16 protein-coding genes are annotated in these 17,154 nt (G+C 69.0%); 3 read left to right on the top strand and 13 right to left on the bottom strand.

The genetic code is table 11. The annotated features are described in order from the left end of the window. Positions 1-21: 21 nt before the first annotated feature. The 3 genes from ACZ69M_RS43545 to ACZ69M_RS43535 all read right to left on the bottom strand — a co-directional run bounded on the left by ACZ69M_RS43545 (position 22) and on the right by ACZ69M_RS43535 (position 5,227). Complete coding sequence (locus ACZ69M_RS43545) at positions 22-1,557, bottom strand: aldehyde dehydrogenase family protein (protein ID WP_470058944.1); 1,536 nt, start codon at positions 1,555-1,557, stop codon at positions 22-24. Positions 1,558-1,793: 236 nt separating this feature from the next. Beyond that, positions 1,794-4,139 carry a transketolase-like TK C-terminal-containing protein gene (locus ACZ69M_RS43540; protein WP_470058942.1) on the bottom strand — a complete coding sequence of 782 codons (2,346 nt, stop codon included), beginning with the start codon at positions 4,137-4,139 and terminating at the stop codon, positions 1,794-1,796. A 296-nt stretch (positions 4,140-4,435) separates the two neighbouring features. Further along, positions 4,436-5,227: an SDR family NAD(P)-dependent oxidoreductase gene (locus ACZ69M_RS43535; protein ID WP_470058940.1), complete on the bottom strand. Its 792-nt coding sequence runs from the start codon at positions 5,225-5,227 to the stop codon at positions 4,436-4,438. Between the two features lie 71 nt (positions 5,228-5,298). On the opposite strand from ACZ69M_RS43535, the gene ACZ69M_RS43530 reads away from it, so the two are divergent. Both ACZ69M_RS43530 and ACZ69M_RS43525 read left to right on the top strand, forming a co-directional pair. Then, positions 5,299-5,754 carry a MarR family winged helix-turn-helix transcriptional regulator gene (locus tag ACZ69M_RS43530; RefSeq protein WP_470058938.1) on the top strand — a complete coding sequence of 152 codons (456 nt, stop codon included), beginning with the start codon at positions 5,299-5,301 and terminating at the stop codon, positions 5,752-5,754. Between the two features lie 101 nt (positions 5,755-5,855). After that, positions 5,856-6,620: a TetR/AcrR family transcriptional regulator C-terminal ligand-binding domain-containing protein gene (locus tag ACZ69M_RS43525; RefSeq protein ID WP_470058936.1), complete on the top strand. Its 765-nt coding sequence runs from the start codon at positions 5,856-5,858 to the stop codon at positions 6,618-6,620. A 42-nt stretch (positions 6,621-6,662) separates the two neighbouring features. On the opposite strand, the gene ACZ69M_RS43520 is transcribed toward ACZ69M_RS43525, so the two are convergent. Beyond that, a complete protein-coding gene (locus tag ACZ69M_RS43520; protein WP_470058934.1) occupies positions 6,663-7,535 on the bottom strand; it encodes a methylenetetrahydrofolate reductase in 873 nt (290 codons plus the stop codon). A gap of 51 nt (positions 7,536-7,586) precedes the next feature. After that, the gene (gene purU / locus ACZ69M_RS43515) at positions 7,587-8,486 is read right to left on the bottom strand and encodes a formyltetrahydrofolate deformylase (protein WP_470058932.1); all 900 of its coding nucleotides are present in this window, start codon (positions 8,484-8,486) and stop codon (positions 7,587-7,589) included. A gap of 258 nt (positions 8,487-8,744) precedes the next feature. Between purU and ACZ69M_RS43510 the strand changes: the two genes are divergently transcribed. Then, entirely contained in the window at positions 8,745-10,187 is a 1,443-nt protein-coding gene (locus ACZ69M_RS43510) for an aminomethyl transferase family protein (RefSeq protein WP_470058930.1), read from the top strand. 70 nt (positions 10,188-10,257) lie between these two features. Here ACZ69M_RS43510 and ACZ69M_RS43505 read toward each other — a convergent pair whose 3' ends face one another. From ACZ69M_RS43505 to ACZ69M_RS43470, 8 genes are all read right to left on the bottom strand, one after another. Continuing rightward, positions 10,258-11,238, bottom strand: coding sequence for an AraC family transcriptional regulator (locus ACZ69M_RS43505; protein WP_470058928.1), 981 nt, complete (start codon positions 11,236-11,238; stop codon positions 10,258-10,260). A gap of 42 nt (positions 11,239-11,280) precedes the next feature. Further along, positions 11,281-12,168, bottom strand: coding sequence for an SDR family oxidoreductase (locus ACZ69M_RS43500; RefSeq protein WP_470058927.1), 888 nt, complete (start codon positions 12,166-12,168; stop codon positions 11,281-11,283). Between the two features lie 65 nt (positions 12,169-12,233). Continuing rightward, a complete protein-coding gene (locus ACZ69M_RS43495; protein WP_470058925.1) occupies positions 12,234-13,337 on the bottom strand; it encodes an alcohol dehydrogenase catalytic domain-containing protein in 1,104 nt (367 codons plus the stop codon). Further along, entirely contained in the window at positions 13,334-14,326 is a 993-nt protein-coding gene (locus ACZ69M_RS43490; RefSeq protein ID WP_470058923.1) for a hypothetical protein, read from the bottom strand. Before ACZ69M_RS43490 ends, ACZ69M_RS43495 begins: the two co-directional genes overlap by 4 nt. Positions 14,327-14,416: 90 nt before the next feature. Continuing rightward, the gene (locus tag ACZ69M_RS43485; RefSeq protein WP_470058921.1) at positions 14,417-15,160 is read right to left on the bottom strand and encodes a methyltransferase domain-containing protein; all 744 of its coding nucleotides are present in this window, start codon (positions 15,158-15,160) and stop codon (positions 14,417-14,419) included. Positions 15,161-15,175: 15 nt separating this feature from the next. After that, a complete protein-coding gene (locus ACZ69M_RS43480) occupies positions 15,176-16,015 on the bottom strand; it encodes a fumarylacetoacetate hydrolase family protein (protein WP_470058919.1) in 840 nt (279 codons plus the stop codon). After that, the gene (locus ACZ69M_RS43475; protein ID WP_470058917.1) at positions 16,012-16,656 is read right to left on the bottom strand and encodes a VOC family protein; all 645 of its coding nucleotides are present in this window, start codon (positions 16,654-16,656) and stop codon (positions 16,012-16,014) included. Before ACZ69M_RS43475 ends, ACZ69M_RS43480 begins: the two co-directional genes overlap by 4 nt. Before the next feature lie 20 nt (positions 16,657-16,676). Further along, a complete protein-coding gene (locus ACZ69M_RS43470) occupies positions 16,677-17,105 on the bottom strand; it encodes a nuclear transport factor 2 family protein (protein WP_470058916.1) in 429 nt (142 codons plus the stop codon). Between the last annotated feature and the right edge of the window lie 49 nt (positions 17,106-17,154).

Here is a 17,154-nt window from a genome sequence, read left to right as displayed (position 1 = left end):
TGCGGCATCACCGTCAGCAGGTCAGTCGGTCTTCTCGCCGCTCTCGGCCAGGATGCGGTTGCGGATGCCGGCGAGGGCTCCTGCCAGCGCGCCCGCGGGCCGGCCGAACGTCGAGGAAGAGAACTGGGCGGGTCCGGTCTTGACAGTGAAGGAGTGCGGGTAGGCGAACTCCCTCAGTCCTTCCTCGCCCTGCTTGCGCCCGTAACCGCTGTCACCGCGGCCGCCGAAGGGCACGGCGGGGTTCATGGAGAACACCAGGGCGTCGTTGATGCTGGTCATTCCGACGCGGAGGCGACGGGCGATGTCCTCGCCGCGGTGGCGGCTGAAGACGGCGCTGCCCAGGCCGTACCGGCCGGCGTTGATGTGCGCGACGGCCTCGTCCGTGTCGGCGACCTTGACGACGGCCAGGGTCGGCCCGAACGTCTCCTCCTTCACCGCGAGGGAGTCGGGGCTCACGCCGACGAGGACGGTGGGAGCGGCGTAGCGGTCGCCTACAGCGTCGAGGCCGCCGACGGTGGCCTTCGCGCCGCGCTGCAGAGCGTCCTGGATGTGCTCCCGGATGATCGAGGTCTGCGTGGGCAGGGGGACCGGCCCGATCTCCGCATCCTCGTCACTGCCGACGCGTACCTTCCTGGCCAGCTCGCTGATCTTCTCGACGAACTCGTCGTGGACGGACTCGACGACATAGGCCACTTCGAGGCTGATGCAGCCGTGCCCGGTGTTCTGCATGGCGCCCCACACGACATGGGCGGCGGTCTCGTCGAGGTCCGCGTCCTCGGCGACGATCGCACCGTCCTTGCCGCCGAGTTCCAGCAGAACGGGGGTCAGGGTCTGCGCGCACTGGGCGGCCACCGTCTTGCCCGTGGCGACGCTGCCGGTGAACGCGAGCTTGTTCAGACCGGCCTCGATGAGGGCCCCACCCGTGGCACCGAACCCGTTCAGGTTCTGCAGGGCGGCCGGGAGGTCCGGCACGGCACGCTGCCAGGTCCGGATGAACCACTGCGCCACACCGGGCGTGAGCTGACTGGGCTTGAGGACGACCGCGTTTCCGGCCGCGAGCGCGTCGGCGACGATGGCCGCCGGGGTGAGTAGGGGAAAGTTCCACGGGCCGATGACGCCCACCACGCCGTAGGGCTGGTACTCGACCCACGCACGCTGGTTGGCCGTCGTGGAGCTGGCCGGGACCTCCCTACGTCCCAGGACGCGCTCGGCGTTGGTGAGGACGTACTCCAGGTGCTCCAGGGTTCCGAGCACCTCGGCACGTGCGTCGTCCAGGGGCTTGCCGTTCTCGGCGTGGATGAGCTGGGCGCCCTCCTCCCCCGTCAGGGCTATCTCCCGCCGCCAGGCGCGCAGCCGTTCCGCGCGGCCCTCGAATCCGAGGTCCCACCAGGCCGCGGCGACCGAGCGGGCGGCGGCGACGGCCGCGACCGCCTCCTTCTCGCCGGCCACGGGGTACCGCGCGAACTCGGCCCCGGTGGCCTGGTTGATGGTGACGATCTCGCTCGCGTCGTATCCGATGACTCCGTCACGGGTGATCGCTGAAGCGTTGTTGGTCACGGGTTTCTCCCACTTTCTTGCGACCGCCTGTGCGAGCAGCACCCGTGGGGTGATGACTGGTGGCGGACATGGCGTTCGGCACGGAAGGCCGCCGGGGTGGCAGCGGGCGGGTGCCGACGTGAAGGACTTCGACTGCGAGGCGTAAGCGGCCCCGCAGGAATGGTCTGGGGCCGCGCCGCACCACTAGAGTATCAAGCAGCTGGCCTATGTCAAACACTTGATAACTAAGAGCTGCTTTACATCTCAGGAGTCGCCCTGATCCAGTCGGTCAGGTCCAGAGCGGCACGGACGATGCTGTCGGTGTCGAGTCCGTGGTGGCGGTAGACGTCCTGGAGCGAGCCGGACTGTCCGAACCGGGTCACGCCGAGGGAGGAGACGGGCACCCGGTGGATGGTGGCCAGGAAGGCCAGGGTGTGCGGATGGCCGTCGAGGACGGTGACCAGCGGAGTCGCGCGCTCGGCGGGGAAGACCTGGTCCAGCACCCAGGACTCGGCCTGTTCGTGCCCCTGCCTGGCCCGCACCGCCCGGTACAGGAGATCCGGACTGGTGACGCACACGACGTCCGCCGGCACGCCGGCCTGTGCCAGCCGGTCGGCCGCCGCCAGCGCCTCCGGTACCACCGCTCCCATCGCGGCGATGGTGACCTTGGCTCCGTCGGTACGTCGCAGGGGGTATGCCCCTGCGACGACCTGACGGCGGCGCCGCTCCCGTGCCGCGGGGTCGCCGGGCACCGCGGCCAGCGTCTGGTCGACGGGCCGCGTCGACAGGCGTACGTACGCGGAGCTCCCGCCGGGTCTGCCGAGCAGGGCCAGGCCGGCGAGCAACGTCCATTCGGCGTCGAGGGCGAACGCCGGCTCGTAGGCGACGCAGCCGGGTTGCTCCAGGCCGATGGACGGAGTCTTGACCGATTGATGTGCTCCGCCTTCCGGGGCCAGCGAGACGCCGGAGGGCGTGCCGACCAGGAGGGACTGGCCGCCGGCGTAGATGCCGAAGGACCAGGGTTCGAGGGCGCGTTCCACGAAGGGGTCGTACAGCACACCGATCGGCAGGAGGGGCTGCCCCCATCTGCTCCAGCAGGCACCCAGCTCGCCGACCAGACCCACCAGATTGGTCTCGGCGATGCCCAGTTCGATGTGCTGCCCGGTCGGTCTCTCCCGCCAGTGCAGGATCGTCTCGGCGTCATCGGCGAACCAGTCGGGGCGCTCGGTGGACGACCACACGCCGACTTTGTTCACCCAGCCGCCCAGGTTCGTACTGGAGCTGACGTCCGGGCTGACCGTGACCACGCGTGCCGCCACCTCCGGGGCCACGCGGGTCAGGTCCAGCAGTAGCCGGCCCAGCGCGGCCTGTGTGGTGGCGGTCCCGGACGGTGTGCGTCCGATGTCGACCGGCACGGCCGGCGGCGCCGGGCGCGGTGTCTCCGGCCTCCGCAGTCGTTGCGCGACCTGCCGGCAGAGTTCGTAGGCAGCGCTGCCCTCGGCGAAGGCGCGCCAAGGATGGGCCGGGTCGGCTCCGAGCCGCGCAGCCAGCGCCCCCATCTGCTCCTCGGTGAGCAGAGCGGAGTGGTTCTGCGGGTGTCCCTTGCTGGCGAGCCCGTAGCCCTTGATGGTGTAGGCGAGAATCACCGTGGGGCGGCTGTCGTCGATCGCCGAGAAGGCCGCGTCCAGAGCGGCCAGGTCGTGGCCGCCCAGGTTGGCCATCGCGTCCACCAGAGCCGCGTCCTCGACCTGGTCGACCAGCGCATGGATCCGGTCGGCGCCGGGACCTTCGGGCAGCCGTCGGCGCAGTTGCCCAGCGTCGCAGCGCAGGAGCCGCTGGTACTCCGGGTTGCTCATCGTGTCGATCCGCTGCCGCAGCTCGGCGCCGCCGGGCCGGGCGAACAGGTCCTCGAGGAGCCGGCCGTACTTGAGCGTGATCACCTGCCAGCCGGCCGCGCCGAACATGCCGCTCAGCTTGTCGGCCGCGATACCGGGCACGACCCGGTCCAGCGACTGCCGGTTCAGGTCGACGACCCAGACCACCTCGCCCAGTTCGGCGACGGCAGGATCCAGTACGGCCTCCCAGACGGCCCCCTCGTCCAGCTCGGCGTCGCCCACCAGCGAGTACTGCCGCCCGCTCCCGACATCGGCGACGGTGGCGTTGACGTAGCGCCGTGCGAGCGCGCCCCAGACGGGGGCGGTCGCGCCGATGCCGACGGATCCGGTCGAGTAGTCGACCGGGTCCGGGTCCTTGGTCCGGCTGGGGTAACTCTGCAGGCCGCCGAACTCGCGCAGTTTCGGCAGGTGGGACTCGTCCAGTTCGCCCAGCAGGTAGTTGATCGCGTGCAGTACCGGTGACGCGTGGGGCTTCACCGACACTCGGTCCTGCGGCCGCAGGTGCCGGAACCAGAGCGTCGTCATGATCGAGGCCATGGACGCCGAGGACGCCTGATGCCCGCCGACCTTGAGCCCCGAGGGGTTCGCGCGAACGCGGTTCGCGTGGTGGATCTGGGCCGACGACAGCCACAGGACCCTGTCCTCCAATGCGCGCAGGAGGCCGAAATCGTCTCTGGTAACGGGCGGTACGGCTACGGGGTTACTCATGGCTGACCAGCTCCTGGGGTCGGCGGCAGGTTCTTTTCACGGCGCCGAGGCAGTCCGTGCGATCCAGGCCGGTCGGGCCCCCTGCACAGCCGAGGTCAACGTTCTGGACCGCGATCCCGGCAAGTCCCCCGGAGGGCTGCGCCGCCCGTGCTCTTGAACCAGGGCCAAGTTAGTTCTCGGCTTGGTAGCCAGTCAACCAAAGGAGTTCTTGGATAATTTCGAAACTCAGACCATCATGACTCGAAGTCAAGAGAATATTCGGGCGGCGGTCCTCTGCCTGCCCGCCATGGCCACCCCTAAGCGGGGGAGCCGGTGTACCGGATCGCGAGGCGGGGCTGGTTGCCGCCGGTGACCAGCGCTGTTTCTGCGGCCAGTAGGGCGTCGAGGGCGGTGCTCTGGTCCTCCAGCCCGGGAGTGCAGACGGTCTCGCCCAGGCGCAGCCCGGCCAGGCTGGCCGAGGCGACATCCTCAGGGGTCATCGCCCAGGGGATGTTGTGACCGGCCCCCTGGTTCCATTCCGTGGCCACGACGCCGGGGAGCAGCAGCTGCGTGCGGATGGGGGTGTCGGCGAGCTCGCCGGTCAGGGTCCGGGTGAAGGCGACGGTGGCGGCCTTGGCGGCGGCGTAGAGGGTGCGCCGGGGCGCTCGCGGATCGGTCTGGCCCGCACTGAAGGCGAGCAGGGAGGCCACGGTGATGATGGTGCCCGCTCCGGCCTCGAGCATTGCGGGAAGTGCGGCGCGCACGAGCCGGACGGGGGCGACGGCGTTGAGGGTGAGGAGGCGGTCGATGTCGCCCGGGTCGACGTCGACGAGGGGTGCGTAGCCGCCGGCGCCGGCGTTGCTGATGAGCATGCGGACGTCGCCGGCGGACAGACGGTCGGTGACGGCGGTGATGCCGTCGCGGGTCATGAGGTCGGCCGGCAGCACCTCGACGGCCGCGCCGCGGGAACGCAGTTCCTCGGCGAGTTCACCGAGCCGGTCGGCACGGCGGGCCACGAGAACGAGGTTGTGGTCGTCGGCCAGCAGCCGGGCATAGGAGGCGCCGATTCCGGAGGAGGCGCCGGTGATCAGGGCGATGGTGCGAGTCATGTCGCCAGTATGTTCAAGCCATGGATTGATGTCAAACGCTTGATAGTCGTGAAGTGTCGTATCCTTCTCGGGTGAGAAGACATGACGAGGAGCCCGTGCGACCCGACGCCATGGAGCGGGTGACCTGGGCATTGCGCCGCGCCGAGGTGGCGGTGCAGACACGGAAGGAGCAGCGGCTGCGCCCTCTGGGGCTGGCGGCCTCGCACTACACGCTCCTGATGTCCGTGCACGCCGAGCCGGGCCTGACCGGCGCGGAGCTGGCCCGCCGGCTCAACGTGACCCCGCAGGCCGTCGCCTCATTGGTGGCACGCCTGGAGAGCCGCGGCCAGTTGGAGCGACACGAGCACCCGCGCCACCGGCATGTGCAGGAGCTGCACCTCACCGATGCCGGCCGCGAGCTGCTGCATGCCGCCGACGAAGTGATCGCGGACATCGAAGGCCAGATCACTCGTGGCCTCGGACCGGGCGACACCACGCAGCTCCGAAACCTGCTCGGCCGCGTGACCGAGGCGATCCGGGACGCCTGAGTCCTGTCCCACGGACCAGGCACGCCGGTCCGCGGCACACCGAACACAGCCGACGCCCTCGGACAGGCCGATGCGCACGGCAGCGTGCCATGGGAGCCGCGGTGACCCAGCTCGTCGAGCGAGGGCTGCTGCGACGCGAGCCGCACCCGACCAGCCACCGCAGCATGTGTCTGTTCGTCACCGAGGAGGGACGCTCGGTGGCCACTCGTGCCGCCTCGATCGCCGGCCGGATCGAAGTAGAGACGACCTCGCCGCTCTCCGCGGACGACAAGCACAGGATTCACCGCCAGCTCCACCGCCTGGTCGAAGAACTGAACCCCGACGCACTCGCCGTCGCCGACGCGTCCCTGCACTGGGCCGCGTCGGGTGTCGTGAGGCCGACAGGTCCCTTCCGGGCGGACGGAGTGGATCGGTCTTCGCCGAAGGGAACCAGAGACATGGCCCGTACCCCAGGCCGACCGCAGATTCAGGGATCGGCCCGGGGACGGCCTCGCAGCGAGGCTGTGGAACAGGCCATCCTGGAGAGTGTCGTGCGACTCCTCGAGGACGATGTGCCATGGGCCGAGATCTCCATCGACCGCATCGCCCGCAACGCCGGCGTGGGCAAAGCGGCGATCTGGACTGCTTACGATGCGGGTGTCATCGCACCCCTGCGCAACCTCGCGGTGGGAATACTTGGTCGGGGCCGGGCCAACGGGGAAGTCCGCGCGGGCATCGACCCGGAACTGGCCGCCGACGCCCTGGCCGGCCCTGTGCTGATCCGCCTGTTGATGCGCCTGTTGATGCGCCCCGACACCACTATCAGCGAGGAAGACGTCGAGCAACTCGTCGACTGCGTTCCTCAGGGCATACGGCCTGTGGGCTGAGGGGACTTGGCCCTGGTCGAGGCCGGTTACGGGTACGGGCGGTCACGATCCTCCCCGTACTGACTGTGCCCGGCCGGGAGTGATGAAGTCGCTTATCCACTGCGCCGTCGGCCGAAGGCCCCCGAACGTGTAGAAGTGAAGCTTCACGACGCCGTGCCGACCGGGGTCGAGTCCTCGCGCGAGTTCGGTGATGAAGCGGTCGGGGCCCGCGGTGCCGAGCAGATTCGTCAGCGAAAAGCCGTACTTCTTCGCGATGCCCGCACTGGTCGCGACGCCGAACCGGCCCGCGTAGGACAGCAGTCGCCTGATTCCGGCCGGACCCGGCACTCCGACGCGGACCGGCAGGTGTATGCCGCGCGAGCGTACTTCTTCGATCCAGCCGATGACCGGATCGACGTCGAAGCCGAACTGCGTGATGATGTCCCCGCTCCGGCTCTGTCCGGCCAGCGCAGCCGCCTTGTGCTCCAGTGCGGCCCACAGCGTCTGCCGCGGGATACCGGGGTGTCCTTCCGGGTAGCCGCTGACGCCGACCGTCCTCACCCCGAACTCCTCCAGGGCTGACCCCTCGATCAGCGCGGCCGCATCCTCGTAGGGCCCCTCGGGCCGTGCCGGGTCGCCGGCGACGAAGAAGAGATGGTTGCCGGCGTCCGCCTGGTGCAACGCCTTCAGGAACGAGAACAGCGCGTCCTGGGAAGCAAGGCGCCGGGCCGAGATGTGCGGGACCGGGACGAAACCGAGCCGCCGTGCGAGCCCCGCCGCACTCACCCGCGACTCCGGGCTCTCGTTGCCGAGGAACGTGACGTTCACCCGGGTACCCGGGGGCAGAAGCGGCTGCGCCTCCCGCAGGGCGGGCGCGTCCTTCGCCGTCATCTCGACGGAGAAGTCCGCCAGAAGTTCACTGATCGGTACGGGCATCGCCGCTCTCCTCCGGACGTGTCGGTGCCGCCTCGGCTGCGGTTTTCGTACTCATGAGGCGAACACGATCGTCGAGTTGCCGTTCCGCAGCACTCGGTCCTCGGCGTGCCAGGCCACCGCGCGAGCCAGTACGAGCCGCTCCACGTCCGCACCGCGACGCATGAGGTCCCGGGTGGTGTCGGCGTGGGTCACCCGCACCACGTCCTGCTCGATGATGGGTCCCTCGTCGAGGTCCTCGGTCACGTAGTGCGCGGACGCGCCGATCAGCTTCACACCCCGGTCCTTGGCTTTCTGGTACGGGCCCGCGCCGATGAAGGCCGGCAGAAAAGAATGGTGAATATTGATGATCGGCACCCCGACATCATGGATGAATTCACCGGAGAGGATCTGCATGTAGCGCGCCAGCACAATGAGGTCGACCTTGCCTGCCAGCAGCCGCAGATGTTCCTTCTCGGCCGCCTTCTTGTCGCCCGTCATCGGCACGTGGAAGTAGGGGATGCCGAACCAGCGCACCTCTTCCGCGAGATCCGGATGATTGGAGATCACCATCTGCACTGTGACGTTCAGTTCGCCGCGCTGCTGACGCCACAGCAGGTCGAGCAGGCAGTGATCGGTCTTCGAGGCGAAGACCGCCGTCCGCTTGGGCTTGCCGGTCTCGACCAGCCGCCACCGCAGGCCAAGGTCGCCGGCCAGTTCCCGTTCGAGAGCCCTCCCGAGCTCCGGCCGTCGTACTGCCAGGTCGTCCAGCCGGAATACGGTGCGCTGGAAAAAGGTACCGTCCGCGGCATCGGTGGAGTACTGGTCCAGCGAGACGATGTTGGCCCCGGCCCGAGCGAGCACGCTCGACGCCGCCGCCACGATGCCCTCGCGATCCTGCCCGGAGACGATCAGCATGCCTTCCCGCACGGCGCGTTGCGCGATCGCCCTGGATACGGGCTCCGTCGTTGTCACTCTTGAATCCCTCCCTCAGCACCGGAACAGTGCTTCTGTGTTTCTCGTGGGGAGGCAGGCTACGAAGCCGATTCGCCGCCGCCAATCCGCTTTTGGCGGTCACTGGCCGCACCTCGCATGGAATCGGCCGGGTACCGCCTGGTCGCTGCGAATTCCGGCTGGCCGCCGCGATATCCGGATTGCCGCGCAAGGCGGCCGCGAATACGGTGCCCGAACTCTGATCGAGAATCAGTGCCGAAACCGAAGGGGAGGGATCCTGTGACGACGAGGACCCTTGAAGATGCCATCAACGACGCCGGCGGACCGCTGAACCTGTTGCGCGCGCACACCTACGACCGCGTCGGCATCGCCGGCGACGTGTCACCCGCGCTGATCGTTCCTCAGGTGCCGCAGGAGTTCTCGCTCTGGGAGCGCGAAGCACGGGCATGGCGTGAGTCGGTCGCCCTGCTCGACCAGAGCCATCACATGTCCGGCCTGTTTCTCGAAGGGCCGGACGCGCAGAAACTCCTGACGTCGCTGGCGTGCAACGACCTCTCCCGGTCGAGGCCGAACTCGGCGCATCAGCTACTCTGCGTCAACGAAGACGGTCAACTCATCGGCGACGACATCGTCTTCCACCTCGAGGAGAACCTGTTCTCCGTCTACGGCGTGCCCTTCGCCCTCGACTGGGTCAGGTTCCACGCGGAGACGGGCGGGTACGACGTCACCGCCACCTACGACGGGCGCTCCCCCGTCTACCCGAACGGCAACGCCACCGCACGGCCCGACTTCCGTTACCAGATCCAGGGACCGCTGGCGGGAGCGCTCATCGCAAAGCTCAACGGCGGTCCGATCGGCGACGTCAAATTCTTTCACATGACCGGGATCACCATCGCCGGTGTCCGGTGCCGTGCCCTGCGGCACGGCATGGCGGGCGCGATCGGTCTGGAGCTCTGGGGCCCGTGGGAACACCGTGACCGCGTGCGCGACACGATCATCGAAGCGGGCCGGGAGTTCGACCTCCGCCTGGTGGGCGGCATGAGCTATCTCATCACCGCGATCGAGTCGGGCTGGTACCAGATGATCCTTCCCGCGATCTACACCGGCGCCGGCATGGCCGACTATCGCAAGTGGCTTCCCGCCGACAGCATGGAGGGAGTCCTCCGGCTGGCCGGCAGCCTTCAGCACGACCGCGTCGAGGACTACTACCGCACTCCCTACGATCTGGGCTACGGCCGGTTCGTGTCCTCGGACCGCGACTACATCGGCAAGGAAGCGCTCGCGGAGCTGAAGAAGGCGGGGCGGCCCGCGCTGAAAAAGGTGACCCTGCAGTGGAACCGGGAGGACGCGGCCGGGCTGTTCTCCGAGATGCTCACCCCGGGCGGGAAGGACGTACGCGCCCTGCACCTGCCCTGTATGGCGGACAAGCTGGAGTTGGAGTTCGACCGCGTCTCCGCCGACGGCGCCGACATCGCGGGCAACTCCGGCTACACGACGTACACACCGAACGAGCGGGCGGTGCTCTCGCTGGCGCTCGTCGACTCCTCGGTGGAGACCGGCGACGAGGTCGTGATCCACTGGGGCGAGGCCGGCGGCGGCTACGGCGACAGCGTCGTGCCGGCCACCGATGTCGTGGAAATCCGGGCCATCGTCAGCCCGGCCCCGTACGCGCGCGTCGCCCGTGATCACTACCGCAAGGGTGCGCTGGGCAGCGTCGCCTGACGGTGCGACGGAAAAGGGCCGGTCCCGGCGAACTGCCTTCCGGGACCGGCCCCTGGGCCGGACCGTGCGCTCAGTGACCCGCGCGCGTCTGTGAGGGTAGTTCGCCGAAGCGCGCGCGATAGGCGGCCGCGAACCGGCCGAGATGTGTGAAGCCCGCGTCCAGGGCGATCGTGCTGATCGTCTCCTCGGACATCAGCAGGGCAGCCCGGACGCGTTCCAGCCTCAGATTGCGCACGTACGTCATCGGCGACGCACCGAGACACCTGCGGAATCCCTCGTCCACCGTCCGGGCACTGCGTCCCGCCGCCTCCGCGATGTCGCCCAGGGTGATCGGCTCACCGAGCCGGCTCTCGATGTACTCGATCGCGCGGTCCAGGTGGCGTGGCCGCATCGGTGCCGTCTCCCACTGGAGCGACGCACCGTGGGTGTGCTGCTGAGCGAGCAGGAGGCTCGTGATGAGCAGACGCATCTCCGCCCTGCGCACGGCCGGCCGGGTGAGCAACTCGTGTTCGCTGTCGAGTTGGGTGAGGATCCCGCCCAGCACCTCACGCATGCCGCAGGGGCCTGGCTGCGAGAGGTCGAGCGCCGCATCGAACCGTACGTCCGCCCGGACATCCGTCCCGAGCAGGGCAGTCAGCTCCCGTTCCACGAACCACCGTGCCACACGGATGGCGAGGGTCCCGGTCGGCTGCCGCTGGGGGAGGACCGCCAGCCGCTCACCGGGATTCGCCACCACGGCGACCGAACGGGTGCTCATCAGCGGCCGCTTCCCCACTTCCAGGGGCATCTCGCCGAAGACACCGAAGATCAGGAAGTACGAGGGCTCCCGCTCGGTGGAGACGTTCGCCTTCAGGCCGAGGTCGGACGAGATGAAGCCGACGGCGAAATCCCGGTCGGCGAACCCGTTCAACCGGAATTGACCGGGTCCGGACGACAGCCCGTCAAAGCCCTTCACCAAGGCCGGAGCCATGAGAGCGTTGACGGAGCACAGGATCTCGTCGCGATCCGAGGACCGTGCCAGCGGCCAGCGGGACAACAGCGTCTGCTTCATGTCTTCTCCGGCTGTGCCGACTCCTGTCCGGGACGAGGGATGTCAACTTCGCGCGGCGAACGCGGCGGCGGCTTCCTCGAAGGACGCGGGTTCACGGCCCAGCAGCATCCGCAGGACGTTGCTGTTGCCTCGCAGCCCGTGCCGGTCGTAGTCCTGCCACATCGCCCGCATGTCCGAGGCCCTGGACGGATCGTCGCCGGCTCCGGGCGGAAGCGGTGCCTGCGCCCAGTCGACTGTCCGCGCCTCCAGCTCCACTCCACGGGCGCTCCCCGCATGGCGCAGGGCCTCGGCGAGCGTGATGGCGGGTCCCGCCAGTTCGTACGTCGCCGAGTCGTGTCCCTCCTCGGAGAGGACCTTGACGGCGACTTCTCCGAGGTCACGCAGGTCGATGAACGAGAACTCGTTGTCGACGTCGAACGGCACACCGACGGGACCGCCCGGAGCCCTGCCCCACGTCGACAGGACGATCTGGGCGAACATCGAGGGCTGCAGGATCGTCCAGTCCAGGCGGGAGGCCCGCACAGCTGCCTCGGCGTTCGCCTTGCGCATGTGGTGCCGCAGCCCGGGGGTGTGCGGGTGCAGGACGGACAGGTACACGAACCGGCGCGCGCCCGCGTGTTCGGCCGCTTCGAGCGCCCTGATCGCGAAGACGTCTTCCTCCGGGTGGAACGCCGGCGGGATCATGAGGACGAGGTCGGCGTTCTTCAGTGCCTGGCGGACGGCGTCGGGCTCGCCGAGGTCGGCCTCGACGATCTCGTCCACGCCCAGCGGAGCCACTCGTTTCCGTCCCGACGGGCCGTGCACCACCGCCCGGACGCGGAACGGAGCCTGCCGCGCGGCATCGAGCACGTGCATACCGCAGAGTCCTGCCGCCCCGATCACCGCGAGCAGGGGCGGCTCATGGCTGCGTACAGCTTCTGTTTCGGACACTTTCCTGGTTTCCTCTCGCTGTTCTTCGGTGACTCCGCAAAGCCGTGACCCGCTCGTGCGTCGGATCAGGGGTTGATCACCGTCATCCACATAGGGTTGTCGGCCCGTTGCTGTATGGCGTCCATGGCCTTGAGCGCCTCGGTGAGCGGGAACCGATGAGTGATAAGCTCGTCGACGGTGAGGGTGCCCGTCTCGAGCAGGCGCAGGACGTCCTGTGCGTCCGTGCGGGTGTAGGCGCGGGTGGCGACGAAGCGCCAGCAGTGCATCATCAGGGCAATGGGGGGCAGCGGCAGCGGGGTGGAATTGCCGCCCATGTGCACCAGGGTGCCGCCGGTGGCCAGCCCGGCCATGGTCTGGCCGAGGGCGGGCCCCTCCGGGATGAAGTCGATGACGGCATGGGCGCCCTCGGGTGACAGCGCGCGCAGCCGGCGGGTGAGCGTGCCCTCTTCCGACCAGTTCTCGGGGAGTTCATCCAGGGCGACGACGTCCGCCGGTATGCCGTCGGCGAGCCCGGCGACCGAGTGGAGGCGCTCGGTGTCACGGCCGACGAGGATCAGCCGAGCGACGCCGAAGTGCTCCGCGATTTTGACTGTCGCGGTGCCCATGGTGCCGGTCGCGGCGGTGACCACGAGGGTGGCCCGCTCGGGAAGGTCGGCGCACTTGAGCGCGCGCACCGCGTTGGCCAGGTCATGCACCTTGGCCGCGACGTCGAAGCCGACGGAGTCCGGCAGCGGATCGATCAGCCAGTGCGGGGCACGGATGTACTCCGCGAGTCCGCCGTCGTGGTACTGCTCGTAGAGCGGCATCGCGGCGTCGCCGAAGGCGGCGTGGCCGAGCAGGGCCTGCCGGGCGCACATCATGTCCCGGTCGGTACGGCAGTAGTCGCACTCACGGCAGTTCAGCAGAGGGTGGACCCGCACCCGGTCGCCGACGGTGTGACCGGTGACGTCGCGGCCGACGGCGGTGATGACGCCCGCGGCCTCGTGGCCGAGGGTGGTGGGCAGGTGTTTGAACGCCCCCATCTTCAACAGACGCATGATGCCGGGGGCCAGGCCGGCGGAGGCGACCTTCACGACCACGTCGAGCGGGCCCGGCTCGGGGACGGGAACCTCGTCCAGGACGAGCGACTCGGCGCCGCGGTGCGCTCGCAGGGCAAGCATCGTGGTCATCGGCGGGCCTCCGCGGTGAGGTTGGGGAGCCGTTCTGGTGTGCAGGCGTCCGCCGTGCGCGTGGTCTCGGCGACCTGAGGCAGCTCTTGGTGCGAGAGGAGGCTGACGTACTCGCCGGGCTCGGTCGCCACGCTGGTGTGGGACAGACCCAGCGGGATACGGACGAAGTCGCCCGGCTCGAGGTCGACGACACCCCGCTGGCTGATCAGGGTGCGGCGGCCCTGCGCCTGGTACTGGATCTCGTCGGCGTCGAGGGTGCGCCGGTAGCGGCGTTCACCGCCGGAAGTTGTGGTGACCATGCCGAGGCGGATGCGGTCGGTGGCGTACAGCCAGGTCACGTCGCGGTCGGAAGCGGCCCGCAGCACCGCCATGCGCCGGTCCTCGCGGTGCACGTGTTCGAGCAGGAGCTGTTCGTCGACTCCGAAGACGGTGATGTCGTGTCCGAGCGCGGCCATGCACTGGGTGATCGCCTCGTTTGCCTCACCGGGCTGCCAGCCGGGGAAGGGCGGGAACTGGGCCTTCGACTCGCGCAGGCCCGGCACCAGCTCGGAGACCGGGGCGGGGATGTAGAACAGCAGGTGGCTGTCCTCGCGGCAGTAGTTGTCGTGCGCCACGCCTCGCGGGATGCGCGAGAAATCGCCCGGCTGGAACTCGATCACGCCGAGTTCGCTCATCAGGGTCCGCTCGCCGGCGATCTGGTAGGAGATCTCGTCGACGTCGCAGTTGCGGTGGTAGAACGGCTGGCGCCCGTCCAGTTTCTGCCACTCGACGCGGATCTCGTCGTTCTCGTAGACCCCGCGTGGTGGGGCGTATCGCTCCGGCTGGTACTGCTGCGGGTAGTGCACCACAGTCAGTGGCGGGTGCTCGTCCCACAGTTTGACGGGCACCTTCGGGGGGTGCGGCGGCGACAGCAGCAGATGCTCATCGCGGATGACACTGCGCACCGGATGATCGGAGCCCAAGACCATGACGTCTTCGACGACCTTCACGGGGACCTCCTTGTCCCTGGGCGGATCGAATGGACCGAATTCCGCTTGTGGTGGGGGAATGTGCGCCGCGGTGTGTCACCGCGGCGGCGCTCACTTCCTGCGCCCCCAGAACATCTCGATGCCCTTCCATTCCATCAGCTGGGGGCTGGTGACCTTGTCCCCGAACGCCTCACGGATCTCCTCACCTGAGTAGTAGGGGATGTCCTCCGCGGGAATGTGCGCGAAGAGTTTGTCGAACCACTGCCGGAGGTGGACATCGGAGTTGATGCGGGCGTAGAACGACGATCCCTTCAGGACCGACTCGGCCAGCACGATGCGTCGGCCGGGTTTCATCACCCGCAGCAGGTCAGCGGCCGTCTCCTGCCAGTCGTCGCAGTGCTGGGTCGCCTGCAGCACGGCGACGCAGTCGTACGCCTCGTCGGCCACCGAGTCCGTGTACGCCCAGCGCCAGCAGCCGGTCTGGCCGTTTCGGCCGGGGATCCTGCCCATGACCGCCTTGCGCCCGTCCTGGATGATCTCCACCGAGTCGACGGCGCCCTCCGGCCCCACCAGCGCCCGCATGTCCTCGACCCACCCGGAGGGCGCGATTCCCTCGCCGATGAGCAGAACCCGGTCCCCGGGACGCAGTTCGAGGAGACCGTAGACGATCTCGGAGACCGGCCGGGCCAGCTCCTGCCAGATGTACGGCAGTCCACCGGCGATGGCCACGGCGAGCTCCCATTTCGCCCGCAGGGTGTCGTCGTGGACCTCGGGTCCGAAACGCTCCTCGTCCCACGGCTGGATGTACTCCCAGGGGTTTCCGCCCCCGAAACCGCTCTTGGCTTCCGTGCTCACTTCTTCGTCTCCTTGTCAGGCGCAGGTGTTCACAAGGGTGCCGATGCCGTCGATCTCGATGCGGACCTCGGTGCCGGACCGCAGGAAGAGTCCCCGCTTGTGGCCGACGCCGGCAGGGGTTCCGGTGGCGATCACGTCGCCGGGTTCGAGGGTCGTCTGCCGCGACAGGTAGGAGACCAGCGCGGGCACAGGCATGATCATTTGGGATGTGCGCGCGTCCTGGCGCAGCTCTCCGTCGACCCAGGTCCGCAGGCGCAGGTCGTCGGGATCGGTGAACTCGTCGAGCGTGACCAGGGCCGGCCCCATGGGGGTGAAGGTGTCAAAGCTCTTGGCGGCGGTCACGTCGGCGGCCCGGCCGGGGATACGGCCCTTCTGCACATCACGGGCGCTGACGTCGTTGACGATCGTGAAGCCGGCGACGAACCCGTACGCCTCCGCCTCGGGCACGTCTGTGGCGCGCCGGCCGATGACGACCGCGAGTTCACCTTCGTAGTCGACCTCGTTCGGGGCGGCCTTCGGGAAGCGGATCTCTTCCCCGGTGCCGATGACCGAGGACGGGGCCTTCAGGAAGATGACCGGGTCCTGTGCCGCGCCGGCGTATCCCACCTCGGTGCGGTGGTCGGCGTACGCGTACCCGACGGCCCAGACCTTGGACGGTCTGGGGACGGGTGCGACGAGCGGGGCCTGCGCCACGGGCACGCGGTCGCGGACGGCAGCCGTGGCGAGAGAGGCGACGCCGAGGCCGGCCCGCAGGGCGGCACCGAGGTCCGGGGCGTCGACGTCGAGGAAGGCGACGGTCTCGCCGTCGTCCTCGAGCCGGCCGATGCCCTTTCCAGTGCTGACGAGCCTCGTCACAGGGCCACCGCCCGGTTGTCGAGACGCAGCAGCTCGCTCTCGGGGTCACCGGCGCGGTAGCGGGCGGCGAAACGGTCGGGGTCCAGTTCCAGCCCGGAGGGATTCGCCGCGAAGACGGGCCCGGACATGAAGGCCACCTCCTCCTCGACCGTGGCGAAGTTGGGGCAGGAGAACTCGACGGTGTTCCGGTCCGGATCGCGGTAGTAGAAGCTGGTGGCCTGACCGTGGTTGGCCGCGCGATGGGGGCGCACACCCACGGAGGTCACGTGCTCGTGCTGGGAGATGAGGTCGCCCAGAGCGCCGACGCCGAACTGGAAGTGGTGCAGGCCCGGCCCGGAGGGCTCCGTACCCTTCAGGCTGTCGACGCCGAACAGGGCGAGAACCTGGCTGTGCGGGGCGTCCGTGATGCGGAAGAAGCCCAGCCGGACGTCGACCGCTCGCTCGGGCATGCCTGCGGGACGCGGCGGGGCATCCGGATCGGGGGTCCGCTCGTAGAACGGGCCGTGCCCGAGGACATGGGTGTAGAAGGCAGCCATCTCGTCGTAGCGCGCGGTCTTGAGCACCAGCTCGGAGAGCTGAAGCGCCACGGCTTGCGTTCCGCCGCCTCCTGCTGCGGTCCCGGTCAGAGGGATCGTCGTCATCGTGAGGGCCTCCTTGCCCGTCAAACGGTGGGGTGCAGCGGCCGTGAGGTACGGCGCGTGATCCGCCACTCCCCGCCGACGCGGCGGAACTGGTGGCTGGAGTTGAGGACGCGGTCCAGGACGTAGGCCCCATCGGGCTGCCGCACGTGCAGCAGGATCATCGCCCGCAGCTCGACGGATGTGACGTGGAGCCCGCCGTCCTGGGCGGTGGTGACCTCGTTGGCAAGCAGGTGGACGGTCTGCCGCGCCGTGTCGGCCTCCCGCGCACGGAGGAAGTCGAGAATCTCGCTCCGCCCGCGGAAGACCCGGCCGTGTGCCTCGAACTCGGCATCGTCTGCGAACACGTCGATCCCGGCAGTGGCCCGGCCTTCGTCGATGTCTCGGTGGTATCCGACGACCAGGGCCCGGCAGTGACTCAAAGGATCGTCTTGATCAGCGGGAGTCGCCATGACTTACCCCTGTCTCTTGAACTTGAGTCGAGCGTAGCACCGGGCTTGA

The organism is Streptomyces sp. NPDC107454, from assembly GCF_055582885.1.
Note: the sequence above shows the minus strand (reverse complement) of the source record. Positions and strands in the feature narration are given on the sequence as shown.

What these genes read in the sequence shown, in the direction of transcription:
- ACZ69M_RS43475 (WP_470058917.1), bottom strand. Translation starts at nt 16,656, where the DNA reads ATGACGACGATCCCTCTGACCGGGACCGCAGCAGGAGGCGGCGGAACG.
- ACZ69M_RS43470 (WP_470058916.1), bottom strand. Translation starts at nt 17,105, where the DNA reads ATGGCGACTCCCGCTGATCAAGACGATCCTTTGAGTCACTGCCGGGCC.
- ACZ69M_RS43540 (WP_470058942.1), bottom strand. Translation starts at nt 4,139, where the DNA reads ATGAGTAACCCCGTAGCCGTACCGCCCGTTACCAGAGACGATTTCGGC.
- ACZ69M_RS43520 (WP_470058934.1), bottom strand. Translation starts at nt 7,535, where the DNA reads ATGCCCGTACCGATCAGTGAACTTCTGGCGGACTTCTCCGTCGAGATG.
- ACZ69M_RS43495 (WP_470058925.1), bottom strand. Translation starts at nt 13,337, where the DNA reads ATGACCACGATGCTTGCCCTGCGAGCGCACCGCGGCGCCGAGTCGCTC.
- ACZ69M_RS43505 (WP_470058928.1), bottom strand. Translation starts at nt 11,238, where the DNA reads ATGAAGCAGACGCTGTTGTCCCGCTGGCCGCTGGCACGGTCCTCGGAT.
- ACZ69M_RS43535 (WP_470058940.1), bottom strand. Translation starts at nt 5,227, where the DNA reads ATGACTCGCACCATCGCCCTGATCACCGGCGCCTCCTCCGGAATCGGC.